Source organism: Bradyrhizobium sp. Cp5.3 (assembly GCF_000426265.1).
In the GTDB taxonomy this organism is placed as follows: Bacteria; Pseudomonadota; Alphaproteobacteria; order Rhizobiales; family Xanthobacteraceae; genus Bradyrhizobium; species Bradyrhizobium neotropicale.
Genome location: NZ_AUFA01000010.1, coordinates 99,267 through 125,604 on the forward strand (window position 1 = coordinate 99,267; position 26,338 = coordinate 125,604).

Genomic DNA, 26,338 nt, shown 5'->3' on the forward strand with positions numbered 1-26,338 from the left:
ATGGCAAAGGCGAAGAAGCTCTTCACCATCGGTTATGAGCAGACGCCCCCGAAGGCCGTGCTCGACGAGCTGGAACAGGCGGGAGTCAAGCTCGTGGTCGACGTGCGCGCGGTGACGTCTTCGCGCCGGCCGGGCTTCTCCAAGAAGCAGCTCGCCGCGGGCTTGGATGAGCGCGGCATCGCCTATGTCCACCTCGCCGCGCTCGGCACACCCAAGGAAGGCCGCCTCGCCGCGCGCAGTGGGCAATACGACGTGCTGGAAAGGGTGTACTCAAAACACCTGAAGACGCCGCAGGCCAAGGAGGAGCTCGACGAGCTCTCCGCGCTCGTGAAGAAAGCAGGTCCCGTCTGCCTGCTCTGCTACGAACGCGACCACACCCACTGCCACCGCCAGATGATCGCGGAGATCATCGAGGAGCGCGATGGCGTGGCGGTGAAGAATCTGACGGGGCGGCAGGTGTAACCTGCGTCATTCCGGGGCGCGCGTAGCGCGAGCCCGGAATCCATTCATCCACCGGGTCTGCGGCCCGATGGATTCCGGGCTCGCGACTACGTCGCGCGCGCCGGAATGACGGCTCATCCCTCCCCCGCCAGCCGGAACGTCCCCTCCATCATCTGCACGCAACTGCCGCCGACATGGGCGGAGACGATCTTGCCATTCTGCTTGCGCACGCGCGTCAGCAGGATGCTCGGGCGGCCCATGTCAAAACCCTGGCCGATCGTATGCCTCAATTCGCCCTCGAGCAGGGAATCGAGATCGGCGAACAACGCGGCCGCCGCGACCGTCGCGCTGCCGGTGGCGGGATCCTCGATCAGGCCGCTCGCGCCCGGGAAGAACATTCGCGCCTGCAATTCGCACGGCGACTCGGGCGCGGGGACATCACGCGTGTAGAAATAGATCGCGAAAGCGCCGTCGCGCGGCAGCACCCGGCCGAATGCCCCGGCGTCGGGCTTGGCCCGGCGCACGGCGTGGCGCGACCGCACTTCGGCCACCACGAACGGCGTTCCGACACCGACGACCTGCGGCGCGTGACGATCGGTCCTGATATCATCGGCAGTGAGCGACAGGCAGGGTGCAACCTCGGCGGCGGACAGTTGCGCAAGGCGCGAGAGCGGCTGCGGCGCGGTGAGCTCAGCGTTGACCACCCGGCCCTGCTCTCTCCGGATGTCGACCGGCACAAGCCCTGCCTTCTCCTCGAACAGGAGACGCGGCTTCGGTTCCTTTGCGATCGTGGCCAGCACGAAGGCCGTGCCGACATTCGGATGCCCTGCGAACGGAAGCTCCCTGACCGGCGTGAAGATGCGCACCTCGGCATCGTTGGCGCTGTCGCGCGGCGGCAGCACGAACGTCGTCTCGGAATAATTGAACTCGGTCGCGATCGCCTGCATCTGCGCGGTCGAAAGCCCGCCGGCATCGAGCACGACGGCAAGCTGGTTGCCGCCGAAGGCGCGGTCGGTGAACACGTCGACGGTGATGTAGCGCCGCTGCATCTTACGTTTCCTCTTCACGCACATGGCGGCCTTGCCGCATCGCGGGCATTGTATAAGCCGGCGACATCGTCCGTCATGCCCCAAAACTCGGAGCATTCGGAGCAATCACCATTTGAGCGCGTCAGAAGCGAAAGAGCGGCTGGGGCGATGCGAGCAGCTGCACGCGCTCGCTTCGGTCAGGGATCAGCTCGTCGAGAAAGCGCCGGTTCCTCTCGTAAGTCTGCGTCGCCTCGAACTGCGTGTGCGGCCAGTCGCTGCCCCACAGCAGCCGATCGACACCATAGGCCTCGCGCAGCAGCGGATAGGCTGCCTTGGCAAAGCTCTCGCCCGCCGCGCCGTTGCGATACGGCGCCGAGACCTTGACCCAGACGTTGCGCGCCGCGCCGAACTTCAGCACCGACTGAAAGCCGGGGTCGGCAATGCCGAGCTTCGGATCTGGCAGCGCGTAGTGATCGAGCACGACGCTGACGCCGTGATCGAGAAGCTGCGGCGCGAGCCGCGCGAGGTCGGACGCGTTGCGCTGGACCTCGACCTGCCAGCCCATGGCTTTCACCTCTGCCAGCAGCGCCTTCCAATCAGCGGCGCCAAGATCGGGCAAGGGCTGACCGACGAGATTGAGGCGGATGCCGACCACTCCGGCACGGTCGAGCGCGCGGAGCTCCTCGGCGGACGCTCTGGTATCGACGACGGCGATGCCGCGCAGGCGGCCGGTCGCCGCCTTCAGGCTCTCGACCAGGTAGGAATTGTCGGTGCCGAGAAAGCTCGGCTGCACCAGTACGCCATTGGTCATGCAGTTGCGGTCGAGTTGCTCCAGATAGAGCGCCAGCGGCGCATCGTAGTCGGGCGCATAGCGCCGGCCCGGCGCGAGCTTGAGACCGCGATGGAAGACATGCGCGTGAGTATCGATCGCAGGCAAGGCCGTCTCACTCCTGGCTTTGGTCGCGCTCGCCATGACGAGCGATGCGAGGCCCGCAGCAAACTGGCGGCGCGTGAGGCCGCTCGGACAAGATGTCGTGGTCATCGCGTCTCATCCTGCCTCAGGCGCGCGTCGCGGCGGCCTGCTCAAAGACCTTGCCGCGGGTCTCGGGCAGCAGCAGCACCGCGATCAGCACCAGCGAATAGGCGAACGCCGCGTCGATGCCGATTGCCGGCCCGAGCCCGATGTGATCGCTGAGGAAGCCGACCAGGAAGGGAAATGCCGCGGAGACGATGCGGCCGAAATTGTAGCAGAAGCCGACACCGGTGCCGCGCACGCCTGCGGGATAGAGCTCGCTGAACAGCGCCGCCATGCTCGCGGGGATTCCCGCGGAGAAGAAGCCGAGCGGAAATCCGAGCACCAGCATCTGGCCATTGGTCAGCGGCGCGAAGATATACACCAGCACGGTGGCGATGCAGGCGCTGGCGAAGAACGCGACATTGGCCCTGCGGCCGATGCGGTCGCTGACGATACCGCTCGCCAGGCAGCCACAGAAGAAGGCGATGATGATCACGGCGAGATAGCCGCTGGAGCCCAGCACCGAGAGGTGCCGCACTTCGCGCAGATAGGTTGGCAGGAAGGTGGTCAGCGCCGCGTAGCCGCCATGGGCGCCGATGCCGAAGAGACCGCCGATCAGGGTCGAGCGCAGCACATCGCGATGGAAGATGCCGGAGAGCGTCGCGAAGAACGGCGTCTTCTCGCTCGCGGCTGCGCGCGGCGGCTCCTTCAGTCCGCGGCGGATGAAGATGATCAGGAGCGCGGGAAACAGCCCCAGCGCGAACAGGAGCCGCCAGGCGATATCGGCGGGCGCATAGGTGAAGACCAGCGCCGATAGCAGCACGGCCGCGCCCCAGCCCACCGCCCAGGCGCTCTGCACCGAGCCAAGCGCCTTGCCGCGATGTTCGGGACGGATGATCTCGGCCATCAGCACCGCGCCGCAGGCCCATTCGGCGCCGAAGCCGAGGCCCTGGATCGCCTTGAGCACCAGAAGCTGGGTGTAAGTCATCGCGAATGCGCAGGCGAAGGTCGCCAGCGCAAAGGTCGCGACCGTGATCTGAAGCGCCTTGACGCGGCCGAAACGATCGCCGAGCGCGCCGCCAAGCCAGCCGCCGAACGCGCCGAAGAACAGCGTGATCGAGCCGAGCAGGCCGGCATCGGCCTTGCTGATGCCGAAAGCCGCGATCAGCGCGGGGATGGCAAGGCCGAACATCTGGACGTCGAGTGCGTCCAGCGCCCAGCCGCCAAAACTTGCCCAGAAGGTCCGCTTCTCAAGCGGCGAGCATTCGCTGTACCAGTTCGACATTGTTCCTGCCCCTGTATTCGTTATTGCTTGATGTCGTTGAAAGCCGCGCTCACCGGATCTCTGCGTGATAGCGGAAGCGGTCGGCCGGCCCGCGCGAACGGCGCCATTCGATCGGCCGCCGTTCCAGGTCGAGCGCGAGACGCTCGATCACGATCAGCGGTGCGTGAGGCTCAAGGCGCAACAGCCGCGCCTGCATCTCGTTGGCCGTCTCGACGGTCAGGACTTCCTCGGCCGAGACCACCACCTCGCCGCAGCGCTCCTCATAGAGCGGGTAAAGCAGGTCGCCGAACTCGGAGGTGTCGATCTTGAGGATTGGCGCGAAGCGCGATTGCGGCAGCCAGATCTCTTCGGCGAGCAGCGGCACGTCGTCGATGAGCCGCAGGCGCGACAGGCTGATCACGGGCTCCCCGACGGGAATGCGCAGCGCGGATGCGACCGCCGAGGTCGCCGGCACGCTCTTGCGGCGGAGAATTCGGCTCTTCGGCACGCGCCGCTCGCCACTCTCGGACTGGAAGCGGAAGAAGCGGAACAGCGAGGAGTTGAAGCGCGCGCGGCGCACGAAGGTGCCGCGGCCCTGCTGCCGCTCCAGCACGCCGTCGCTGACAAGCTGGTCGATCGCCTTGCGCACGGTGCCGATCGCGACGCCGTAATGCGCGCTAAGCTCGGCCTCCGACGGAATCGGCTCGCCCGGCCGCCATTCATTGCGGTTGATCCGCGCGGCGAGATCGTCGCGCAGGCGCTGGTAACGTGGCAAGCGGTCGTCGAGCGGCGCTGAATTCATATAGTCATATAGATGACTAGATGAAATCTGAGTCAAGCACTACTAAAATACCGTAGACGGAGGAGCTGGACCACCACGAGCCGCGAGGTCGGGTCGGAGGCTTCTCCAACCCGACTCCGTCTGCTCGTCAGTTCGTCGTCTTCGGCATGCAGGGCGGCTCCTTGTATGGCGCAGAGGCAAACGCGCCCACTGCCGGAGCCCTCACGCAATCCGCCGCGGCCTGGGGTGCGTTGCGCCGCGTGGCGACATCGCGGGCGGCTGCAGTCTGAATTTGATAGACGGCTGCGGCGATCAGGGCGGCCGAAACAAAGGTCAATCGGGTCATTGGTTTTCTCCGCGTGACAAACGGAAGCCGAGACGTTTCGACTTCCTGAGTGCAGGAGCGGAAAGCACCGCGAGAAATTTCATCACGCGCCATCAACGAAACGCGAGCTGCGTCTGAAGCGGTCGAAAGCCCTAGCCGAGCTGAAACACCGCCACCGGTTGGTCATAGCCGCGCACATTGACCTCGCCGAGCGCAACCGCATCCTCGCCGTCGTCGCCAAGCGCCTCGCGCACGGACGCGGAGATCAGGAGCTGGGAGCCGAACTCCTTGTTCAAGGCCTCGAGCCGCGAGGCGAAATTCACGGTGTCGCCGATCACCGTGTACTCCTTGCGCCGGGGCGAGCCGATATTGCCGGCGACGACCTCGCCGAAATGGATGCCGATGCCGATCCGGAGCGGCCAGCTCGTTTCCGCGTTGATGTGGCCCATCGCGGTCAGCATCTCGCGGCCTGCGGCGACCGCGCGATGCGCGGCGTCGGAGGCTTCCAGAGGCGCGCCGAACAGCGCCAGAAAACCGTCGCCCAGAAACTTGTTCACGATGCCGCCATTGCGGTCAAGGATGTCGACCAGCACGGCGAAGGCGCCGTCGAGGCGGTCGACGACCTCCTGCGGAGTCCGCGTCTGCGCGCCAGCGGTGAAGCCGCGGAAGTCGACGAACATCACCGCGACGCGGCGGACGTCGCCGGCCGCGCTCGTCCCCACCGTCATCAGCCGTTCCACCACCTGCGGCGAGACGTGCTGGCCGAACAGGTTGGTCACGCGGTCGCGCGCGGTGGCCGCCGCGATGCTCGCGGCAAATTGCCGCCTCAGCTGCGCGCCGACGGAGCCTGCGAGCACGCCGCAGACCAGGATGATGACGCTGCGCACCGCGTGAAAATAGGTCTGCGGCTCGCCGATGCCGCTCGAAGGATCGTAGATCAGCGCAACGGCGAACAGCTGCGCCGCGGCGACGAAGCCGGTGAAGGTCGACAGCCAGAAATCGAGCCGCAAGGTCGAGAGGATGACGAAGATGAAGTAGATCAGCGGCACGGCGAAGCCGAGCGCCTGGCTCGCACCCATGGTCCGTATCTGCAGGATGAGGATGACCGTGGGCAGCGACGTCTCGATCAGCGCACTGATGTAGCGCCGGACCACCGGCAGATCGCGATTAAGCCTGAGGTTCCGCCTGATCTGGGAATAGATCCAGATCTCGAGCAGGATGAAGCCGGTCACAAGGCCGTACTCCACGACCAGCCCGCCCGTGCCGCGCCAGACCCGGTTCACGACGGCAGGGTCGATCAGGTAGATTGCGGTGAGGAAGACCATCATGACGCATCCGGTCATGATCAGCGCCCTCACCCGCAACAGCTCGGTGCGCAGCACTTCCCGCGTCAACTCGCGCTCGACATCCTCAGACAAAACGGCGTGCTGCCGCTTTTTTCTGCTGGCAAAGCTGACCATCACTCCCCTCGATTCCGGGGTATTGTGCCTCAATCCAGCGTGCGGCGGAAGCGCGTCACGGCGATGGTCATGGCGACCAGCATCAGGACGGCCAGCGCCAGCGCGTCATAGCGCAGGTTCTGCATGGTCGCGCCCTTCAGCATGATGGCGCGGACGATGCGCAGGTAGTGCGTGAGCGGCAGGCCCTCGCCGAGATATTGCGCCCAGGCCGGCATGCCCGCGAACGGGAACATGAAGCCGGACAAAAGGATGCTCGGCAGGAAGAACATCATCGACATCTGCATGGCCTGGAGCTGGTTCTGCACGACCGTCGAGATCGTGTAGCCGATCGACAGGTTGGTGGTGATGAACAATGTCGACAAGAGCGCCAGCAGGACCAGATTGCCGAGCACGGGCACGCCGAACAGGCCGACGCCGATGCCGATGATGAGGAAGGCCTGGACGAAACCGACCAGCACATAAGGAATGATCTTGCCGAACATCACCTCGACCGGCCTGATCGGCATCGAGAGCAGGCTCTCCATCGTGCCCCGCTCGACCTCGCGGGTGACCGAGAGCGCGGTGAAGATCAGCATCGTCATGGTCAGGATGGTGCCGACGAGACCCGGCACGATGTTGAGGCTCGAGGACGCCGCCGGATTGTAGCGGGCGTGCGCCCGGATCTCGAATGGCATCTCCGGGGGATCGCCGATATAGAGATCGTGCTTGAGCGCGGTCTGCACCACCATGCCGAGCGAGCCGAGCGCGGCGCTGGCCGCGACCGGATCGGTCGCGTCGGCTGCGACCAGCAGCGCCGGCTTGTCGCCGCGCCGCACCGCGCGCTCGAAGCCGCGCGGGATCTCGATGCCAAACAGCACCTTGCCGGATTTCAGGAGATTGTCGAAATCATCGACATCGTGCACTTCGTAGAGGAAGCGGAAATAGGCCGTGTTCTCCAGCGCCTTCAGCACCGAGCGGGCGAGATCGCTGTCCTCCTGGAGCAGCACTGCGCTCGGCAGATTGTGCGGCGTGGTGTTGATGGCGTAGCCGAACAGCAGGAGCTGCATCACCGGCAGCATCACGATCATCGCAAAGGACACGCGATCGCGTCTGAGCTGGATGAACTCCTTCACCAGCATCGCATAGGAACGCTTCCAGAAGCCGAAGCGCTCGCGGATCTCGTGCGTTGGGAAAGGCTGATCGATGGCGGTCATTGGAAGTTGTCCTTTGAGCGGCCCATCAGTTCGATGAACACGTCCTCCAGCGAAGGCGACGATTTCTGCCAATGCAGGCCGCTTCGGTCGCGCCATGGCGCGATGCTCGCCTCCAGCGCCGCGACATCGCGCCCCGAGACGTGCAGCGAGGTGCCGAACGGCGCCACCATGTCGACGCCGGGCTTGCCGGTGAGCTCGGCCGCAAGCCCGTTCAGATCTTCGCCTGTCACGGTGTAGGTGGTCAGCGCAGATTTCGCGATCACCTCGTCGACCGTGCCGTGCGCCAGCAGGTGGCCGTAGGCGATATAGGCGATCTCGTGACAGCGTTCGGCCTCGTCCATGTAGTGGGTGGAGACCAGCACGGTGAGACCGTCGGCGGCGAGCGCATGGATCTCGTTCCAGAAGTCGCGCCGCGCCTTGGGATCGACGCCCGCGGTCGGCTCGTCCAGCAGCAGGAGCTGCGGATTGGGCAAGGTGCAGGCGCCGAGCGCCAGCCGCTGCTTCCAGCCGCCGGACAATTCGCCCGCGAGCTGTTCCTCGCGGCCCGAAAGCCCGAGCCGCTTGATCATGTCGCGCGCGGCGACGCGGGCATCGCGCAGGCCGTAGAGCCGCGCCACGAACTCCAGGTTCTCGCGCACCGAGAGATCCTGATACAGGCTGAAGCGCTGGGTCATGTAGCCGACCTGGCGCTTGATGCGCTCGGCATCGCGGCGGATGTCGTAGCCGAGGCAGGTGCCCTCGCCGCTGTCCGGCGTGAGCAGGCCGCAGAGGATACGGATGGTCGTGGTCTTGCCCGAGCCGTTCGGCCCGAGGAAGCCGTAGATCGAGCCGCGCTTCACCTGCATCGACAGATCGTGCACGACCTCGCGGCCGCCGAACGACTTCGTCAGGCCCTTGACGTCGATCGCGATGCCGTTGCCGGGTGTTCCGTTCATCGCTTGTCCGCCACCGGAGTTTTTGGATCGAGATAGACGCTGATCGGCTGTCCGACGCGCAAGGCGTCCGGCCGCGAGGGCCGCGCCTGGATCAAATAGACGAGCTTGTTGCGCTCATCGAGGCTGTAGATCACCGGCGGAGTGTATTCGGCCGAGGTCGCGATGAAGTAGATCTTTGCGGTGAGATCGGCCGCGCAATTGTCGCAGGACACGCGGACCTGGTCGCCGATCGTGAGCTTCGGCAGCTCACTCTCCGGCACGAAGAAGCGCAGCTTCATGTTGCCGGGCGGCATGATCGAGAGCACCGGCCGCTGCGCCGCGACCATCTCGCCTTCGCGGAAATAGATCTGCTGGATGGTGCCGGCGACCGGCGCGAAGCCCTTGCGCCGCGCCAGCCGAGTCTCCGACGTCACCACTCGCGCCTCCGCGACCCGCAGGTCAGAGACGGCGGAATCGAGCGTCGCCTGCGTGCCGGAGCCGGTCTTTCTCAGCGACTCCGCGCGATCATGGGTCTGCCGCGCATTCGCCAGCGTCGCCTTGGTCTGGTTGAGATCGGCGAGTTGCAGATCGTCGTCGACGGAATAGAGGTGATCGCCGACCTTGACCTCGTCGCCTTCGCGGACGTTGAGCTTCGTCACGCGACCGGCCTCGTCGGGGCTGACGAAAATCATGTCGGCCTCCACCCAGCCCTGGAAACCGGGATCGCGCTTCTCCATGCAGCCGGCGAGGCCGGTTGCGAGCGCGACGGTCAATACGACTCTCAAAATTGCTTGCGACGACCTCATGTCGTCCTCCGTTCGCCAAAAATCAAATCAAGATGGACGCGCAGCATCTCCTGCGCGTCGAGCGGCGCGTGCCGCGCAAACAGGCTCTGCCAGATCACCGCGATCATCGCCGGCGCGACCAGGATCTGGGGAAAGCGCGCGAGATTCTTCTGCTGGATCTCGCCGCGGGCGATGCCGAGCTCGATCAGCGCGCGCATGCCGGCGATCCCGCGCGAGACGACCTCGCGATAGTAGAAATCGGCCACGGCTGGAAAGCGCGGCCCCTCCGCCACGATCAGGCGCACGAGATCGCCGCGCCTCGTGTTGGCGACCTCCTTGAGGAAGTTGCTGGCAAAGGCCTCGACGAGATCGCGCACCGAACCGGTCGGCGGCGGCAGGGCGTTGAGCTTCTCCACCACCGGCACGATCACGATGCGGACCAGCTCCTCGAACATCGACTCCTTGTCCTTGAAGTGCAGGTAGATCGTGCCCTTGGCGACGCCCGCGCGCTTCGCGATGTCGTCGAGCCGGGTCGCGGCGAAGCCGCGCGCGATGAATTCCTCCAGCGCCGCCTCCACGATCGCCGCACGGCGCTCCGCTGCGCGCACGGCGCGGTTCGAGGCGGACGCGACGACGTCTCCGCCTGCTGTGGGCGCCTGGCCCTTTGCGGTCGTGCGGATGTCCGGCGGCGCGGAAATGTCGATCGGCTTCTTCGTCATTGCTATATTTTGACTGACCAGTCAGTCATTGTCAAGAAAGAGGCACAGCCACGATCGAACAGAACGGATTAGTATTGACTAATGCATTAGCAAATACTAATTTATTGGCCATGACTGAAGCCGCCCCAAACCCCATCACGACGGTCATGCGCGCGCTGGCGGACCCAACCCGCCGCGCCGTGTTCGAGCGTGTGTTCGAGAGCAAGGAGATCAGCGTCGCCGAGCTGACGCGCGGCAGCGGCGTGACCCAGGGCGCGATCTCGCAGCACCTGAAGTCGCTGAAGCAGGCCGGCCTCGTCGCCGAGCGCGCCGAGGGCCGCAACGTCTATTACCGCGCCTCCCCCGAAGGCCTCGAGCCGTTGGTCACCTGGATGGATCATTACGGTGTCTTCTGGCGTGAGCGCTTCCAGAACCTGCGTGACCTCTTGAAGGAGATCGATCCGTGAGTGCAGCCGAGTTGAAAGCCAATACACAGGACATCGTCATCGACGAGGTCTTCCCCCACGCCACCGAGACGGTCTGGAAGGCGCTGACCAGCGCACAGCTGATCGGGCGCTGGCTGATGCCGCCAACCGGCTTTGAAGCGACCGAAGGCACGACCTTCACATTCCAGACCACCCCCGGTGGCGCCTGGGACGGCGTCATTCACTGCCGGGTTCTGGAGGTCGTGCGGAACCGGCGCCTCGTCTACGCCTGGAAGGGCGGCGATGAGCGCAACACCGGCTACGGCGCGCCGCTCGACACCGTCGTGACCTGGTCCCTCACCCCGGTCGAGGCCGGCACGCGGATACGTCTGGTTCATGCAGGCTTCGTCATGCCGAGGAACGAGTCGGCCTACAACGTCATGAGCGGCGGTTGGAAGAAGGTCGTCCGACAGCTCGACGAAATCAGCGGCGAAGAGTGAGTGGGAGTGGGAGATATCGCGATGAACAAGCCCTATACCGGCGGCTGCGCCTGCGGCGCGATCCGCTATTCGATTGCCAGCGAACCCCTGTTCAGCAATCACTGCCAGTGCCGGGACTGCCAGCGTGAAAGCGGCAGCGGCCACGGCTCGTACGCGACCTTCGCGCGCGCCGGCGTCACGGTGACAGGCGAGGCCAAGCAATGGGACATGGTCGGCGACAGCGGCAACGTGAAGACGCGCGCCTTCTGCTCCGTGTGCGGCCTGCCGGTCTACATGACCTTCGCCGCGATGCCCGACATCTTCACCATCCGCGCCGCGAGCCTCGACGAGCCGGCGCGCTACAAGCCGCAAGCGGTCACATATGCCGCGCGCGGACATGACTGGGACCAGCTCGACCCAAACCTGCCGAAGTTCGAGACCATGCCGCCGGCGTGAGGAGCCAGCGCCAGGGCGTGTGCTGCTTTCGCGCAAACCGGAGATCGAGCCAGCATCGCCGAGTGACCCAGTCTGCCCCAACTGAGACACTGGCGGGAGGCTTCTGTCCCGCGGCTTGCGTTTAGGACCACGGCGGTTCTTCGCTGGCCCCGGCTGCCTCGTGGTGGATCGTGACACCCGCCGACCGCAACCCGGTCAGCAGTACAGTTCTTACAAAGGCGGGATCGAATCCAATATCTTTGGCGTTTGGTGGATGTGCCTCGCTGCCCTTCAATCGGAGCGCCAAGTGCAAGTGCTCGCAAAGGTGCTGAACGACGAGATTGACCTGATCGTCAGTCATGATCTGCCCTTCCTGCTACCATCTTGCTACCCAACCAGGTAGCACACATGAAAATAGTGAGGTGCACGATTGGACCGCGCACCGCTCGGTATCGTTCATGCCAGATCGTCCAGCAAAGCCCTCGCACTCCGCAGATCCGGGCTGTCGAAGCCCTCGCTGAACCAGCCGTATATCCGCGCGAGCAGATCGTACGCGGCGTCTCGCCGGCCCTGCTGCTGCCAGAGTTGCGCCAAGACCATGGCTGTCCGCAGTTCCAGAGATTTGGCCTCTTGGTGTTGGGCGATCTCTATGGAGCGGCGAAGGCACGCCTCCGCATCCCCCGTTGCAGCTCTCTCGAGCAGCAGTTCACCGTGCACCCTATGGATTTCGGCCCCGAGAATCTCTTCGTGGAACGTACGAGCATGCTCGGCCGCGACCTTGATCCAATCGAGGCCCGCCGCGGTGCGGCCTGTCTTCATACATACATCCGCCAGCCCGACGCTCATTTGTGTCGTAGCAAGCTTGGCGCCCAACGCCTGCCAGTCGGCCCAACCTTTTTCCATCTCGGCGATACCGTCATCGGTTCGACCGAGCGCCGCGCGAGCGCGGCCTCTCATTATCATGGCGTAGGCCGTCCACTGCGGGAAACCGTACGCGGCACAGATGACTGAGGAGGCCTCGGCGCGCTCCAATGCCTGAGAAAATTCGTTGCGATAGACGTGCAGCGCGGATGCGAGGCCGAGGGTCATGGCGTTGATGAAAGGGTTGGATAGCCGCTCGGCATCGGCCAACGCCTCGCAGATCAATCTGCTCGACTTGTCCGGATAGCCGAGGAACCATGTCAGCCACGCGCCATAGGCTCTGCACAGCACGCTCGGATCCTCGCCGTAGACGAGGATCTCCGCGCGCGCTGTGTCGGCATCCCAAAACTCGATGGCCTGACGAAAGCTTTCCCAGCCGGACTCGAACTCGCCGCTGAAAAACAGGGCGCAGCCCTGCGCCCGATGAGCGAGCGCCCGACGTGTATCATCACCTTGCGCATCTGCCAGGGCCACCAATTCGGCGCTCAGTGCTTGCGCTTTCAGGAGCGGTTTGCGCAGGAATGCGCTATTCCAGAGGCCGCGCAGCACGGTAAAGCGGTGCGGAGTCTCGGGCAGGCTGCCGCATAGCTCGCTCGCCCGGCCGTAGATGCTTTCGACGTCAGCGGCCATGTAGCCTCGCGCTGCGATCGTCGGTACGCCGAGGGCGATGAGCAGCTCAAGCTCCTGCCTGTCTCGCTCCAGTCCCGCCGATTTCGTCCCCAACAACTCCAGCGCCTTGGTGTAGTGCGTGATCGCCTCTTCGTTGGCGGAACGCGCCGCAGAGCGCCGTCCTGCTCGCAGGCTATAAGCGATGGCATCATCGATGAGCCCCGCCTGCGCATAGTGATACGCGAGAAGTTCGGGTTGGGTCTCGACGATTTGGGGCATCAGCTCCGCGATCGCTGCGGCGATGCGGCCGTGAAGCTGTCGGCGCGTTGAGCGCAGGAGGCTTCGATAGGCGGCGTCCTGCACGAGTGCGTGCTTAAAGGTGTAGGTTGTTTCGGGCAGCACTCCCCTGGGAAAGATCAGTTCCGCCTTGCCAAGCTCGTCGAGTGCGTTCTCGAGCGCCTCGTCGTGAATCGGCGCCACGGCATCCAGCAGCTTGTAGGTAAACTCCCTTCCAATGACAGCGCCGATCTGGGCGATCTCCCTCACGGGCGCGAGATGGTCGAGCCTCGCCAACAAACTGTCGTGCAGCGTTGCCGGAATCGCCAGAGGAGGCAGCGGGCCCTGCAGGACATAGCGGTCGGCGGCCTCCTCCAGGAGCCCCGATCCCAGGATTGCTTTGGTGAGCTCCTCCACGAACAGCGGCACCCCGTCCGTCTTCGCGATGATCTTGTCCCGGACATCGGCCGGCAACATCTTGCCGTCCGTCAATCTGTCGATCATTGCCACCACATGGCTCTGGGCCAGCCGATTTAAGGCGAGTCTGGTCACGTGAGCGTAGTGGTCCCAAGGCACTTCGAAGTCGGGGCGGAAGGTGACGATCAGCAGGACCGGCCAGCACTGCAGCCGGTCGACGTTTCGCGTAAACGATTCAAGAGTCGTCGGATCAATCCAGTGCGCATCTTCCAGGATGAACAAGACGGGGCGTTGCTTCGCCAGGCCGCCGAGTAGCTCGTTGAGCGCCAGTAAAGTGCGCTCCTTCTGCTCTCGGGGAGTGAGGTTGAGTGCTACGTACCGGCCCTCGATTGGCAGCGACAGGAGCGTCGCAAAGAGTGGCGCAACATCATCGATCGTCGAGAACGAACGTGCCAGTACCTGTTCCAGCTTGTCGAGTTTGGTCTCGGTGGAGTCATCAGGCGCAATCGCGGCCGCACGCTCGAGTTGGGAGATCACGGGATAAAAAGGGCTATTCGTGTGATGAGGCGAGCACTGATACAGAATGCGCGTATGGGCCTCGTCGGCGATCTTTTGCCGGAGCGCCGCGACGACCCGCGACTTGCCGATTCCGGCCTCGCCCGATAAGAGCACGACCTGACCTTCGCCAGTTTGTGCCTGGACCCAGCGTTCCATCAGAAAATCGACCTCGCGCTCGCGGCCAAAAAAGCCACTCGCACGCTGAGCCTGCCCGGCCTCGAAGCGACTTTCGGTCGCGTGTTCGCCAACGACCCGCCACGCCGGAATTGCATTGGTCATTCCCCTGAGAAAGCGCGACCCGAGATCCTCGAAATCAAATCGTCTGCCGAGCAGCTGCCTCGTTCCATCGGCAATGACAACAGTGTTCGGCTCGGCGATGGTCTGGAGCCGGGCCGCGAGGTTCGGCGTCTCACCGATGACGACCTGCTCCTGAGACGAACCTTCACCCAACGTCTCGCCGACCACCACGAGGCCCGAGGCGATGCCCACGCGGACCTCTAGTTGGACCTTAGTCGGCGGCATCAGCCGGCTGACCGCATCGACGACCGCGAGACCCGCTCTGACCGCGCGTTCGGCATCGTCTTCATGAGCCCTTGGATAGCCGAAATAAGCCAGCACGCCGTCGCCCATGAACCTCGCGATGAAGCCGTCGAATCGACGGATCGCCCCGACGCAAGCCTCCTGAAATCCCCGTATGACCTCGCTCAGGTCCTCCGGATCGAGCCGAGTCGAAAGCGCCGTCGAGCCGGCCATATCGCAAAACATGACCGTCAAGTGGCGGCGCTCGGCGGCCTGCGGAGACGGTTCGAAGCGGGGCCGCTTGTCCGTCGCTGCGACACTTGCTTGGAGCTGACTCGCGAGCTCCAAGCCACATTGGCCGCAGAATCTTGCACTCGGTTCGTTCAGCGTACCACAAGCGGCGCAGGTCGGCGCAACCGATGCTCCGCATCTGATGCAGAACCTGTTGCCATTCTTGATCTCGGCCGCGCAGCTCGAACACCTCATGAGCTTCCCCGCGATGTAAGGATCATCGCAACTTCCGTCGGGCGTTGAACGTCCGGAGGATTTGCGCAACGACCGCGCCGCCCGCGACGAGATCAATGGAGGCGGCCATCAATGAGTATCATAGCATTCTCGCTGGCTAAAGCAGCATGAACTGCTTCACGGAGAGCCCCGATTATACCAGCGCAGCGCCCTATAATTCCTACTCCGCACGCATACGAAAAATCCGATTTCCTATCATTAGGTTGTTGAACTCAAGCTCGCTCGAGGCCGGTGATCGTGGCCAAGCCGGCAATCAATAACGGCCGCCATCGCGCTTTTGTTGCGTGATCCATTCCGACAAGGTTCTTGGCGTTGATCCTGAAGTCCCGCGATTTTCTTGGCTTCGTGACGCCTTGGGATTGTTCCGGATCTCCTTCTCCGAAGATTTTCGTAGAAGCACTGCTGATTGCGTCTCCATGACTACTTCTGAAGCAGCGGCTGATCTCTCGGCTGCCTCCTTTTCGAGACGCAGTTTTTTCAATCGCGCCATCTTGTCGCGCTCTGCTTCGGCTTCAGCGCTGTCGGACAAAAGCGTCTTTTGGTGAACGATCTCAGCCGAGACGAGGATCCCGATGACGGTTTTTTCGCCGAGAGCCTTGCAGGCTTCGAACCGATGCAGTCCCTCGACCAGAACGAACCGGCCTTCGTCGGGCCGAACGAGAATGGGGGCTTGTTGTCCGATTTCCAAAATACTTTCCGCAATTTCTCGAACGAGCTCAGGCTTGAGAGCCTTCTTCCTTTTCACCGGAACGTAGATCTTGTCGATTGCGAAGCTTTCCGGTTTTGGCATGGCTTCTACTCCGTAGTGACTGAACTCGATCCGGAGCACCCGGCGACGGTGGCGAGACTTTAGGGATGAAGCGCTCTACGGCCAAGGCAATTTCCGCAGGCCGGTCGCGAAGGTCATGTCCTCCATCAGCTATCCCAGGGACGAAGGCTTGGGTAGCACTCGGTTCCGTTTTGTGGCGGACGATATTGGCGGGCGCCCCTTTGGCGCATCACGTGACGAGCAACGGAGCAGTCCGCGACCGTTATCCTCGGTCTCGTCGGCATCGGTCGATGAGATACGCAAGCCTCTACCGAGGAGATTTGCGGTAGCTCGTTCCGCCTGCTGCCGATTTGAAACAGAGCAATGCCGGCTTGTGACCCTGGCTGTGTGAAAAGCCAGACCCGAATCCGACATTGCCGTTCGATTATCCTGCGTCAACAAGTGCCCTCTCTCTCAGTCGCAAGATCGGATAGACTGTAAGCGGCTGGGCTGAAGACGGGCCGTGCTGAAAATTCCGTTCGGGCGAACGGGCAGCCGTACTGCCGTAGGCGGCGCCGCAATCTCAGCCAACCACCTTTACCGCTGATGTTCCACCATCCATGCCGCGGATTCGCGCGCGGAGGTGCATAAGTCAAAGGAGGAGCCACAATGAATCGGCATAGCCTCTTCAACATTGTTGCGATGACGGCGATCGGGCTCGCTGCGTTGACTGGCAGCGCCGTTGGTCAGGAGACAGGCGAGCATAAGTTGATCACGCCGCAGGATGTCAAATGGGGACCGGCGCCACCGTCCCTCCCACCCGGTGCGCAGTCCGCGGTGCTGTACGGCGACCCGAGCAAGGAAGGCCTGTTTGCTTTTCGTCTGAAAGTGCCGCAGGGCTATCACGTTGCCCCGCACACCCATCCCAAGCCGGAGATCGTCACCGTGCTCTCGGGGACAGCGCGCTTGGGGATGGGAACGACGGCCAATCACGACAAGGCCCAGGCTCTTCCCACGGGTAGTTTCTTTGCGCTGCACCCCGGTACGGAGCACTATTTCTTCGCCGACGAAGACACGATTCTTCAGATAAACAGCACCGGTCCGTGGGGCATCAACTACATCAATCCGAAGGACGATCCGCGTACGAAGACGCAGTAGCGGGCTCAGGGCTGATTGCGCGGGCGGGTAGGCCGCTGTTACGAGGACGCCCTCTCGAGGGCGCCCTCGTCGCGCGCTCGGACCTACGGAAATATCCGAGTTCAGTCCGGTTGGGCAGACCAAAGCGGACATCGACCAAGATCGCGGTCACGCGTTGTCATGAGTCCACGCTCTAGCCAAAATCGAGCACCATGCGGCCGTCGATCTTGCCGGCCTTCATCCGGTCGAAGACGCCGTTGATCTCTGCGAGCGGCACCTTGGTGACCTCGGCCTTGACCTTGCCGTCCGCGGCAAACGCGATGGCCTCGTCGAGATCCCTGCGGGTCCCGACGATCGAGCCGCGCACAGTGATGCGCTTGAGCACGACATCGAAGATCGGCGTCGGGAATTCGCCCGGCGGCAGGCCGACGAGACTGACGGTGCCTTTCCGGCGCACCATCTTCAGCGCCTGGGCGAACGCGGCCGTCGAGACCGCCGTCACCAGCACGCCGTGCGCCCCGCCGCCGGTTGCCGCCAACACATTGTCCACAGCATCGGCAGCGAGTGCGTTGACCGCGAGATCGGCGCCGGCGGCGCGTGCGAGCGCAAGCTTGTCCTCGGCGATGTCAATCGCCGCGACCTTGAGCCCCATCGCTTTGGCATACTGGACCGCGACATGGCCGAGGCCGCCGACGCCTGAGATCGCAACCCACTCGCCGGGGCGTGCGTCTGTCTCCTTCAATCCCTTGTAAGTCGTTACGCCGGCGCAAAGGATCGGCGCTATGGCGGCAAAATCCACGTTTGCGGGCAGTCTTGCGGCGAAGGCGGCAGAGGCGATGACATATTCGGCGAAGCCGCCGTTCACGCTGTAGCCAGTGTTGTGCTGGTGCTCGCACAGCGTCTCCCAGCCGGTCTCGCAGTATTCGCAATGCAGGCAGGCATCGTGCAGCCAGGCTACGCCGACGGCATCACCGACTTTGAGATTTTTCACGCCGGGCCCGAGTGCCGCAACGGTACCGGCCACCTCGTGGCCTGGGATGAAGGGCGGAACCGGCTTCACTGGCCAGTCGCCGGATGCGGCGTGCAGATCGGTATGACAGACACCGCACGCCTTCACCTTGACCAGAACCTCGCCGGGGCCGGGCTGCGGCACCGGGACATCCTCAATCACCAGCGGCTTGCCGAATTGCTTGACGAGGGCAGCTTTCATGGTCGGCATCGGTCTGCTCCTTCTGATTTGCGGGAGGCAGACTAACGGCCGCGCGGAATGTGTCCTTGATTGGGGTCAAGCAGCACAATGTTTGCGCAAGCGACGCGATAACAATCAGGTGACAACGCGCCGCGCGCGGCGCCGATGTCAGCTATGGAACTTCAATCCATCGACAATTTTATCGATCACCTTACGCTCGGCGCGCATGGCGATGCCGACGAGATTGAGATCGGTGCGCGCGACTGCCCTCACCGCTTCGCGGTTGGCCGCATCATGCGTGGTCTTGAACATGTCCTCGGTGTAGACCGCCGGCGTGACGCCACGCGACAGCGCGCGGTCGAGCGCACGCGCCAAGGCCGAACCGTCGGCGCCGTAGATCAGGATCGGTTGGCCGATCAGCGAAAGATATTTCGTTCCCGAGGCGTCTTCATAGGGCTTGCCGATGCATCCGGGATAGGCCGCAGCGACGCCGCTGGCGAGAAAGGACGCGACATTGAGCTTCTGCCAGGCCTGAAGATCGGTCCGGATCACGACGGCGACCTTGGTGTCGAATTGCATGCAATTCCTCAACTGTCATTCCGGGGCGGTCCGCAGGACCGAACCCGGAATCCCGAGTTTCTCAGGTGCGCAACTGCGCACCAGAGTTCGATGCTACGCATCGCCCCGGAATGACGGCAAGAGGAATCACCCCTTCGCGTCGCAGGCCCAGGCGCGGATCACGCATTCCTTGCCGCCATACTTATAGCATTCGCGCGTGGCGGCATTGAGCGTTGCGGATATCTTCGGCTTCACGGCATAGCCATAGGCGCCGCAAGGATTGGCGAGATCGACCGACATCGCGGCGCAGGCGCGCTTCATCGTCACCGTCGTGCAATCGCCCTTGCACTGCTTTTGCGCCGCCGCGCGCGCCTCGTGTTCGGCAGCATAGTCAAAAGCCTGGCCGTAGGCGCCGCACTTGCCGACTGCGAACGCACCCGCGGCGTGGACTTCGGTGATGTAGCGGGCGGCAGTCACAACAACCGACAAGACAAAGCAAAACATCGCGCAACGGCGCGCGACGACATTCGAAGCCATGGAAAAACCCCTCACCCCCAAGGCAAGTGGCGGCGACTGTAAGCGGCGGTCGTTTCCAGATGGTGAACGGGAGGTTGAAAACGGGCGGCCGTGAAGCGCCAACACCGTAGGGTGGGCAAAGGCGCGAAGCGCCGTGCCCACCATCCATCCACACAACGATCTAAAATAGGTGGGCACGCTTCGCTTTGCCCACCCTACGGCATCGCTATCCGCGCCGTGCCGCTTCCAGCGCCTGCGGCGTGTCGATGTCGAGGAAGGCGCTCTCGCCGTCGACGGGCACCTCGGCGACCGCCTCGGCGTGTTTGGCGATCAGGTGGCGCGCACCGATGTCGCCGTCGAGCGTCATCAACTCCCTGAAGAAGCGGCGCGACCACAGCACGGGATTGCCGCGGCGGCCTTCGCTGACCGGCACGACGATGAGATTGCCGCGGTCCGGCGCAAAACCGTCGATGAGACGGTCGATCAGGCCGGCATCGATCAGCGGCATGTCGCCGAGGCAGACCAGGGCGCCGTCGCAAGCCTCCGGCACGGCCGCGATGCCGGCCTTGACCGAGCTTGCGATTCCGCCGGCAAAATCCGGGTTGCGCACGAACTTCACCTTCAAGCCCTGCAGGGCCTGCTCGACCAGCTCGGCCTGGTGGCCGGTGACGACGATCACCTCGGATGCTTTTGAGGCCAGCGCCTGTTCGGTTGCGAGGCGCACCAGCTTCTTGCCGTCGAGCTCGGCGAGCAGCTTGTTCGGCCCTCCCATCCGGGTCGAGCGTCCCGCCGCGAGCACGATCGCCGCGACCTGGCTGCTGCCCTCGGTCTCCGGCTGAGCGCGCGGCTGAGGCCGCGTCACGATCTCCATCAAGAGGCCGCCGACGCCCATGCCCATCAGCTCGGACCGCGTCACCTTGATGCCGGCGAGCAGCCGCATCAACACCCAGTCGAACCCGTTCTCGACCGGCGAGCGCGCGCAGCCCGGCGCACCCAGCACCGGCACGCCGCCGGCACGTGCGATCAGGAGCAGATTGCCGGGATCGACCGGCATGCCGAAATGCTCGATCTCGCCGCCGACTCCGGTGACAGCCGCCGGGATCACGTCGCGGCGATCGGCGATCGCGGAGGCGCCGAACACGATCACGAGCTCGGCGCCAAGCCCGAGCAGCTCCTTGATCGCGGCCGACAGCGCCCGCTCCTCGTGCTGGACCCGCCGCTCGGCGATAATGCTGGCGCCCGCGGGCGCCAGCCGCTCGGCAGTGACGCGCAGCGTCTTGTCGACCACCTTGGAGGACAGGCCCGGCAGCAGCGTCGAGACCACGCCGACGCGCTTGATGACGTAGGGTGCGACCGTCAGCACGTCCTTGCCGGCGGCCTTCACCGCGGCATCGCGCAAGTTTTCTTCAACGCCGAACGGGATGATCTTGACGGTGCCGACCATCTCGCCCTCGACCACCGGCTTGAAGGTGGAGAGCGTGGCAAACGTGATGGCCTCGTCGATATTGTTGACGCGGTCGACCGCGGCGCGATTGATCACCAGCACGCCCGGGCGCGCGGCAAACAGATTGGCGCGGCCGGTGAAGGCACGCTCGACATGGATACCCTCGCCGCCGACGGCGAGCGCAATGCTGGCGGCCGCGACGTCCTCGGAGACGTCGCCCTTCTCCATGCGCACCACGACGATGTCCTTGATGCCGGCGCGCGTCAGCGCCTCGACCTCGGCCGGGCCGATCGTCGTGCCTTTCTTCAGCACCAGCGGTCCCTGGCGCAGGGTGTGGACGGTCACCCCGCCGATCGCATCCTTGGGGCTCGCCGGACCGAATTTCATGCCGCTTCTTCTTTTTCTTTTGGGGGCAGCCGGAGCACCGCCGTGATCTCGGCCATGATCGCGACCGCGATCTCGGACGGGGAGACAGCGCCGATCGCAAGGCCGATGGGCGCGTGGATGCGCGCGATGTCGCTCTCGTTCGCGCCCTGCGTCCGCAGCCGGTCGCCGCGCTTGGCGTGGGTCTTCCGCGAGCCGAGCGCGCCGATATAGAAGCAGTTGCGCTCGAAGGCGTGCAGCAGCGCGGGATCGTCGATCTTCGGATCGTGCGTCACCGCGACGAACGCCGTGTAGGCATCGACATTGAGCGGCGGCAGCGCCGTGTCCGGCCACTCGGCGACCAGCGGAATGTCGGGAAAGCGCTCGGGGCTCGCAAACGCCGTGCGCGGATCGACCACGGTGACGTCATAGCCGAGCGAGCGCGCCAGCGGCGCAAGCGCCTGGCTGATATGGACGGCGCCGATGATGACGAGCTTTGCGGTCGGCGCGTAGACGTTGAGGAACAGCTTCTTGCCGCCGGCCTCGACATTGGCGCTCTTGCCCATGCGAAGCTGCTTGTCCAGTTCTGCGCGCAGCGGATCCCCGGCAAAGTCCCTGGCCTTCACCAGTCGCTGCTCGCCGCTCTCGGTGTCGGTCACCAGGATCACCGGCCGGCGCGCGGCGCGCTCGGCATTGAGTTCGTGCAGGATCTCGAGCTTCACGACTAGCCGACCTTCTCGACGAAAACGCGGATGGTGCCGCCGCAGGACAGCCCGACATTCCAGGCGGTCTCGTCGGCGACGCCGAACTCCAGCATCTTGGGCTTGCCGCTCTCGATCACGTCCATCGCCTCGGTGACGACGGCGCCCTCGACGCAGCCGCCGGAGACCGAGCCCAGGAAAGTGCCTTCGTCATTGATGACGAGGCTCGAGCCCGCCGGGCGCGGCGCCGAGCCCCAGGTCTCCACCACGGTGGCGAGCGCGACGCCATGGCCGGCCTTCTGCCAGTCCTCCGCCGCCTTCAGGATGTCCTCGTCGCGATCGAGCATGGCTACCTCTCAAGCTGCGGAGCGGATCAGGCTGCGGTGATGCGGCGGCAGCGGCTGGGAGAGCGTTTTGATCAGCTCCTGGATCGACCTCAAATTATGCACGGGGCGGAATTCGTCAACGTGCGGGAGCATCATTTTGATGCCCTGTGCCTTGGCCTCGAAGCCGCCGAACCGCAGCAGCGGGTTCAGCCAGATCAACCGCCGGCAGGAGCGATGCAGCCGGTCCATCTCGAAGGCGAGCTTGGAATCCGCCTCCCGCTCCAGCCCGTCGGAGATCAAGAGCACGATGGCGCCCTGGCTCAGCACGCGCCGCGCCCACAATTTGTTGAAGTTGTGCAGCGAGGTCGCAATCCGGGTGCCGCCGGCCCAGTCCTCGACCGCGGCCGAGCAACTCGCCAGCGCCTCATCGGGATCGCGCTGGCGCAGCGCGCGCGTGACGTTGGTAAGGCGGGTCCCGAACAGGAACACCGAGACACGCTTGCGCGCATCGGTGATGGCGTGGAGGAAATGCAGGAACAGGCGGGTGTACTCGCTCATCGAGCCCGAGATGTCGAGCAGCGCAACGATCGGCGCCGGCTTCTCGATCCGCCCGAGGTGGTGGAGGTCGATGATGTCGCCGCCGGTGCGCAAGGACGCGCGCAGCGTGCGGCGCAGGTCGAGGCGCAAGCCGTGCGGATCGGGCCGGTGCCGCCGGGTCAAAAGCTCGGCCTGCGGCAGCCGCATCCTCTCGATGGCGCGCAACGCCTCCGTGATCTCCGCCGCGCTCATCTGCGCAAAATCCTTCTTCTGAAGGATTTCCTTGTCGGAGACCGACAGGCGCAGATCCTGCTCCTGGTGCTGCGGCGTCTCCGTCATGTGCGGCTGTGACATCGCCTCCTGCACCCGGCGCGAGGCCGGCGGCGGCTTCTTTTTGGCGTGATCGGGCAGCGGCACCGAATCCAGCATGTGCTTCCACTCTTCCGAGGCGCGGAAGAACAGGTTGAAGGCCTGCTTGAAGATCAGCGCATGCTCATGGCGCTTGACGAAGATCGCCTCCAGCGTGGTGAAGACGTCGGCGCGGCTGCCGATCTCGATCACCTGCAGCGCGTTCATGGCATCGATCACCGCGCCCGGCCCCACCGGCATGCCCGCCGCGCGCAGTGCACGGGCAAAGCCGACGATGTTGTCGGCGAACTGCTCGGTCTTCTCAGGCGCAAGGTGGTTGATGGCCATGGTCTCTTATCCATCCCCTCGTCATTCCGGGGCGCGCCCTCTTGGGCGCGAGCCCGGAATCCATTCATCCCAATCACTGCGGGCCGATGGATTCCGGGCTCGCGCTACGCGCGCCCCGGAATGACGAGCTCAATTGTGACGCACGATCCTCAATTCTCGCTCGTCGCTTCCTTCAGCACCTTCTGCAGGGTGTCGCCCTGCATCCGGACAATATCATCCTGGTACTTGAGCAACGCGCCCAGCGTGTCGCCGACCACCTGCGGGGTCAGCGAGCGGGCGTCGAGCTCGGACAGAGCGGTGGCCCAGTCGATGGTCTCGGCGACGCCCGGCGACTTGTAGAAATCCTGGTTGCGCAGCGCCTGCACGAAGCGCACGACCTGTTGCGACAGCTTTGCGGAGATGCCGGGCACGCGCGTCTTGACGATCGCGAGCTCGCGCTCGGCGGCGGGATAATCGACCCAATGATAGAGACAGCGGCGCTTCAGCGCGTCGTGGATCTCGCGGGTGCGGTTGGAGGTGATGATGACGATCGGCGGGTGCGGCGCCTTCACGGTGCCGAACTCGGGGATGGTCACCTGGAAGTCACTGAGGATTTCGAGGAGGTAAGCCTCGAAGGCCTCGTCGGCGCGGTCGAGCTCGTCGATCAGCAGCACCGGCGGGCCGGCGACATCCGGCTCCAGCGCCTGCAGCAGCGGCCGCTTGATCAGATAGCGGTCGGCGAAGATGTCGGACGAGAGCTGGTCGCGATCCGTGTCGCCGGCGGCTTCCGCCATCCGGATCGCGATCATCTGCGCGGCGCTATTCCATTCGTACACAGCCGACGAGACGTCGAGGCCCTCGTAGCACTGCAGTCGGATCAGCTTCCGCCCCAGCGCCGCCGACAGCACCTTTGCGATCTCGGTCTTGCCAACCCCGGCCTCGCCCTCGAGGAATAGCGGTCGGCCGAGGCGCAACGAGAGATAGGTCACGGTGGCGAGCGAGCGCTCCGCGAGATAGCCGCGCGAAGTCAGAAGTTCGAGCATCGCATCGACCGATGCCGGCAAGGCATCGGAAGTATTGGCCGCTGAAGTCATGAAAGAGCCAGTCTCGCTACGCCCTCACCAGGGACAAGTTTGGGCCAAGGAGTGAGGTCACCTCACTCCTTGGCATTGGCGGCGTCGACGGCGCGCCGCGTCAGCACCCCGATGAGATGCGCGCGGTATTCGGCGCTGCCGTGGATGTCGCTGTTGAGGCCCTCCGCCGGCACGGCGATGCCATCGAGCACCTTCGAGGAGAAGCGCTTCTTCAGGGCTTCCTCGAATGCGGTTACACGGAACACGCCTTCGGAGCCCGCGCCGGTCACGGCGACGCGCACGTCCGAGGGACGGCGGGCGACGAACACACCCACCAACGCGTAGCGTGAGGCCTGGTTGCGGAATTTGATGTAGGCGGCCTTCTTCGGCAGCGGGAACATCACCTTGGTGATGATCTCGTCGGCTTCCAGCGCCGTCGTGAACAGGCCCTGGAAATACTCTTCCGCCTTGAGGCGGCGCTTGTTGGTGACGATGGTCGCGCCGAGCGCGAGCACCGCGGCCGGATAGTCCGCCGTCGGGTCATTGTTGGCGAGCGAGCCGCCGATCGTGCCCTTGTGACGCACGGCCGGATCGCCGATGCCGCCGGCAAGGCTCGCAAGCGCCGGGATCGCCTCGCCGACGACGGCGGAGGTGGCGACGTCGGCATGCTTGGCGGTGGCGCCGATCACGAGCGAGCGCCCCTTCATCTCGATGGTGTCGAGACCTTCGATATGGGAGAGGTCGACCAGATGCGGCGGGCTCGCCAGCCGTTGCTTCATGACGGGAATCAGCGTGTGGCCGCCGGCGATCACCTTGGCGTCTTCGTTCTTCACCAGGAGATTGGCCGCCTGCCGCACGGTCCCGGGACGATGATATTTGAATTCGTACATCTGAATGTCCTGATCGCGGAATGCGCGCGGGTAGAGGTGTTAGGCGAGATCGGATTTCGCCATCGCCTTGGCGCCGGCGGCGATCGAGGCGACGATGTTCTGATAGCCGGTGCAGCGGCAGAGATTGCCTTCCAGCTCCTCGCGGATGGTGTGGTCGTCGAGCTCATGACCCTTGCGATGGACGATATCGATCGCGGTCATGATCATGCCCGGCGTGCAGAACCCGCACTGCAGGCCATGATGCTCGCGGAAGGCCTCCTGCATCGGATGCAGCGGCGCGCCGTCGGCGGCCAGCCCCTCGATGGTCTTGACCTCGTGGCCGTCGGCCATCACGGCAAGCGTGGTGCAGGACTTCACGGCCTTGCCGTCGAGATGCACGACACAGGCGCCGCACTGCGAGGTGTCGCAGCCGACATGGGTCCCGGTCAGATGCAGATTCTCGCGCAGGAACTGCACCAGCAGTGTGCGAGGATCGACGTTGGCCGTCACAGGATTGCCGTTCACGATGAGGGAGATTTTCGCCATAAGCACTCTCTATCAGCGCCCCGACGGGTCCCGTCGAAGCGGTTCTTATAATTATTCCAGCCTATCATATGGGCCATTATGCCCCGGGGCAACATCGCCCCGAGCGCAGGCCGCCATACGAAAGGCGATGGGCTTTAGCCCTGTACCGCCTTGGCAAAGTTCGCGAAAAATTCGTCGGCCAGTTTCTTGGCGGCGCCGTTGATCAGGCGCTGTCCGAGCTGCGCCAACTTGCCGCCGATCTGCGCCTCGACGTCATAGGACAGCAGCGTGCCGCCGTCCTTCTCGGACAGCTTGACCGCCGCGCCGCCCTTGGCGAAGCCGGCCACCCCGCCCTCGCCTTCGCCGGAGATCTTGTAGCCGTTCGGCGGGTCGAGATCGCTCAGCATCACCTTGCCCCTGAAGCGCGCCGAGACCGGGCCGACCTTCATCTTGGCCACCGCGCGAAAGCCGCCGTCTTCGGTCTTCTCGAGCTCCTCGCAGCCGGGGATGCAGGCCTTCAGCACCTCGGGGTCATTGAGCTTGGCCCACACGGCCTCGCGCGATGCCGCAAGCTGGACTTCGCCGTTCATTGTCATGGCCATGGGGCGC

Annotated in this window: 29 protein-coding genes and 1 pseudogene; 5 read left to right on the top strand and 25 right to left on the bottom strand. The window is 64.5% G+C overall.

The window, feature by feature from the left end; genetic code table 11:
• Positions 1–462 carry a DUF488 family protein gene (locus K289_RS0116260; protein ID WP_027552499.1) on the top strand — a complete coding sequence of 154 codons (462 nt, stop codon included), beginning with the start codon at positions 1–3 and terminating at the stop codon, positions 460–462.
• Positions 463–575: 113 nt separating this feature from the next.
• Here the strand turns inward: K289_RS0116260 and K289_RS0116265 are convergent, their stop codons facing one another.
• From K289_RS0116265 to K289_RS44510, 10 genes are all read right to left on the bottom strand, one after another.
• Positions 576–1,490 (bottom strand): PhzF family phenazine biosynthesis protein, encoded by a 915-nt coding sequence (locus K289_RS0116265; RefSeq protein ID WP_027552500.1) that lies wholly within the window; start codon positions 1,488–1,490, stop codon positions 576–578.
• Positions 1,491–1,611: 121 nt separating this feature from the next.
• The gene (locus tag K289_RS0116270) at positions 1,612–2,511 is read right to left on the bottom strand and encodes an amidohydrolase (RefSeq protein ID WP_027552501.1); all 900 of its coding nucleotides are present in this window, start codon (positions 2,509–2,511) and stop codon (positions 1,612–1,614) included.
• Positions 2,512–2,527: 16 nt separating this feature from the next.
• Positions 2,528–3,769, bottom strand: coding sequence for an MFS transporter (locus K289_RS0116275; protein WP_027552502.1), 1,242 nt, complete (start codon positions 3,767–3,769; stop codon positions 2,528–2,530).
• A gap of 49 nt (positions 3,770–3,818) precedes the next feature.
• On the bottom strand, positions 3,819–4,550 hold the full coding sequence (locus tag K289_RS0116280) for a GntR family transcriptional regulator (protein WP_027552503.1): 732 nt from the start codon (positions 4,548–4,550) through the stop codon (positions 3,819–3,821).
• A 127-nt stretch (positions 4,551–4,677) separates the two neighbouring features.
• Positions 4,678–4,875 carry a hypothetical protein gene (locus tag K289_RS0116285; RefSeq protein WP_027552504.1) on the bottom strand — a complete coding sequence of 66 codons (198 nt, stop codon included), beginning with the start codon at positions 4,873–4,875 and terminating at the stop codon, positions 4,678–4,680.
• Positions 4,876–5,006: 131 nt separating this feature from the next.
• Positions 5,007–6,314 (bottom strand): adenylate/guanylate cyclase domain-containing protein, encoded by a 1,308-nt coding sequence (locus K289_RS0116290; protein WP_027552505.1) that lies wholly within the window; start codon positions 6,312–6,314, stop codon positions 5,007–5,009.
• Positions 6,315–6,343: 29 nt separating this feature from the next.
• Entirely contained in the window at positions 6,344–7,507 is a 1,164-nt protein-coding gene (locus K289_RS0116295; protein WP_027552506.1) for an ABC transporter permease, read from the bottom strand.
• The gene (locus K289_RS0116300) at positions 7,504–8,442 is read right to left on the bottom strand and encodes an ABC transporter ATP-binding protein (RefSeq protein WP_027552507.1); all 939 of its coding nucleotides are present in this window, start codon (positions 8,440–8,442) and stop codon (positions 7,504–7,506) included. Before K289_RS0116300 ends, K289_RS0116295 begins: the two co-directional genes overlap by 4 nt.
• Positions 8,439–9,227 (bottom strand): HlyD family secretion protein, encoded by a 789-nt coding sequence (locus K289_RS0116305; protein WP_035684888.1) that lies wholly within the window; start codon positions 9,225–9,227, stop codon positions 8,439–8,441. The genes K289_RS0116300 and K289_RS0116305 overlap by 4 nt, the downstream gene beginning before the upstream one ends.
• Positions 9,224–9,925: a TetR/AcrR family transcriptional regulator gene (locus tag K289_RS44510; RefSeq protein ID WP_027552509.1), complete on the bottom strand. Its 702-nt coding sequence runs from the start codon at positions 9,923–9,925 to the stop codon at positions 9,224–9,226. Before K289_RS44510 ends, K289_RS0116305 begins: the two co-directional genes overlap by 4 nt.
• Before the next feature lie 110 nt (positions 9,926–10,035).
• Here K289_RS44510 and K289_RS0116315 point away from each other — a divergent pair, with 110 nt between their 5' ends.
• From K289_RS0116315 to K289_RS0116325, 3 genes are read left to right on the top strand one after another with little or no spacing between them, the layout of a single operon-like run.
• Positions 10,036–10,371, top strand: coding sequence for a helix-turn-helix transcriptional regulator (locus K289_RS0116315; RefSeq protein WP_027552510.1), 336 nt, complete (start codon positions 10,036–10,038; stop codon positions 10,369–10,371).
• Positions 10,368–10,829 carry an SRPBCC domain-containing protein gene (locus tag K289_RS0116320; protein WP_027552511.1) on the top strand — a complete coding sequence of 154 codons (462 nt, stop codon included), beginning with the start codon at positions 10,368–10,370 and terminating at the stop codon, positions 10,827–10,829. Before K289_RS0116315 ends, K289_RS0116320 begins: the two co-directional genes overlap by 4 nt.
• Positions 10,830–10,850: 21 nt before the next feature.
• Positions 10,851–11,264 carry a GFA family protein gene (locus K289_RS0116325; protein WP_027552512.1) on the top strand — a complete coding sequence of 138 codons (414 nt, stop codon included), beginning with the start codon at positions 10,851–10,853 and terminating at the stop codon, positions 11,262–11,264.
• Positions 11,265–11,385: 121 nt separating this feature from the next.
• Here K289_RS0116325 and K289_RS0116330 read toward each other — a convergent pair whose 3' ends face one another.
• The 4 genes and pseudogenes from K289_RS0116330 to K289_RS0116340 all read right to left on the bottom strand — a co-directional run bounded on the left by K289_RS0116330 (position 11,386) and on the right by K289_RS0116340 (position 15,858).
• Complete coding sequence (locus K289_RS0116330; protein ID WP_027552513.1) at positions 11,386–11,604, bottom strand: hypothetical protein; 219 nt, start codon at positions 11,602–11,604, stop codon at positions 11,386–11,388.
• Between the two features lie 95 nt (positions 11,605–11,699).
• Positions 11,700–14,798: an AAA family ATPase gene (locus tag K289_RS44515; protein ID WP_256380003.1), complete on the bottom strand. Its 3,099-nt coding sequence runs from the start codon at positions 14,796–14,798 to the stop codon at positions 11,700–11,702.
• Positions 14,799–14,903: 105 nt separating this feature from the next.
• Positions 14,904–15,029 (bottom strand): annotated as a pseudogene (locus K289_RS53085) (zinc-ribbon domain-containing protein); the annotation flags it as partial.
• 292 nt (positions 15,030–15,321) lie between these two features.
• Positions 15,322–15,858, bottom strand: a complete 537-nt coding sequence (locus K289_RS0116340) for a ParB N-terminal domain-containing protein (RefSeq protein ID WP_027552514.1) — start codon at positions 15,856–15,858, stop codon at positions 15,322–15,324.
• A 627-nt stretch (positions 15,859–16,485) separates the two neighbouring features.
• Here K289_RS0116340 and K289_RS0116345 point away from each other — a divergent pair.
• Positions 16,486–16,974, top strand: a complete 489-nt coding sequence (locus K289_RS0116345; protein WP_027552515.1) for a cupin domain-containing protein — start codon at positions 16,486–16,488, stop codon at positions 16,972–16,974.
• 172 nt (positions 16,975–17,146) lie between these two features.
• Here K289_RS0116345 and adhP read toward each other — a convergent pair whose 3' ends face one another.
• The 11 genes from adhP to K289_RS0116400 form a co-directional block, all read right to left on the bottom strand.
• Positions 17,147–18,172, bottom strand: a complete 1,026-nt coding sequence (adhP, locus tag K289_RS0116350) for an alcohol dehydrogenase AdhP (RefSeq protein ID WP_027552516.1) — start codon at positions 18,170–18,172, stop codon at positions 17,147–17,149.
• A 138-nt stretch (positions 18,173–18,310) separates the two neighbouring features.
• The gene (locus K289_RS0116355) at positions 18,311–18,721 is read right to left on the bottom strand and encodes a DUF2000 family protein (RefSeq protein ID WP_027552517.1); all 411 of its coding nucleotides are present in this window, start codon (positions 18,719–18,721) and stop codon (positions 18,311–18,313) included.
• 126 nt (positions 18,722–18,847) lie between these two features.
• Positions 18,848–19,237, bottom strand: a complete 390-nt coding sequence (locus K289_RS0116360; protein ID WP_027552518.1) for a DUF4189 domain-containing protein — start codon at positions 19,235–19,237, stop codon at positions 18,848–18,850.
• 205 nt (positions 19,238–19,442) lie between these two features.
• Positions 19,443–21,047: an NTP transferase domain-containing protein gene (locus K289_RS0116365; RefSeq protein WP_027552519.1), complete on the bottom strand. Its 1,605-nt coding sequence runs from the start codon at positions 21,045–21,047 to the stop codon at positions 19,443–19,445.
• Complete coding sequence (locus tag K289_RS0116370) at positions 21,044–21,745, bottom strand: XdhC family protein (RefSeq protein WP_027552520.1); 702 nt, start codon at positions 21,743–21,745, stop codon at positions 21,044–21,046. The genes K289_RS0116365 and K289_RS0116370 overlap by 4 nt, the downstream gene beginning before the upstream one ends.
• 2 nt (positions 21,746–21,747) lie before the next feature.
• Complete coding sequence (locus tag K289_RS0116375) at positions 21,748–22,071, bottom strand: XdhC family protein (protein WP_027552521.1); 324 nt, start codon at positions 22,069–22,071, stop codon at positions 21,748–21,750.
• Between the two features lie 9 nt (positions 22,072–22,080).
• Entirely contained in the window at positions 22,081–23,283 is a 1,203-nt protein-coding gene (locus tag K289_RS0116380) for a VWA domain-containing protein (protein WP_027552522.1), read from the bottom strand.
• Positions 23,284–23,432: 149 nt separating this feature from the next.
• Complete coding sequence (locus K289_RS0116385; protein WP_027552523.1) at positions 23,433–24,356, bottom strand: MoxR family ATPase; 924 nt, start codon at positions 24,354–24,356, stop codon at positions 23,433–23,435.
• A 62-nt stretch (positions 24,357–24,418) separates the two neighbouring features.
• Positions 24,419–25,225 (bottom strand): xanthine dehydrogenase family protein subunit M, encoded by an 807-nt coding sequence (locus tag K289_RS0116390; RefSeq protein ID WP_027552524.1) that lies wholly within the window; start codon positions 25,223–25,225, stop codon positions 24,419–24,421.
• Between the two features lie 39 nt (positions 25,226–25,264).
• On the bottom strand, positions 25,265–25,750 hold the full coding sequence (locus K289_RS0116395) for a (2Fe-2S)-binding protein (RefSeq protein ID WP_027552525.1): 486 nt from the start codon (positions 25,748–25,750) through the stop codon (positions 25,265–25,267).
• A gap of 134 nt (positions 25,751–25,884) precedes the next feature.
• The gene (locus K289_RS0116400; RefSeq protein WP_027552526.1) at positions 25,885–26,331 is read right to left on the bottom strand and encodes a carbon monoxide dehydrogenase subunit G; all 447 of its coding nucleotides are present in this window, start codon (positions 26,329–26,331) and stop codon (positions 25,885–25,887) included.
• Between the last annotated feature and the right edge of the window lie 7 nt (positions 26,332–26,338).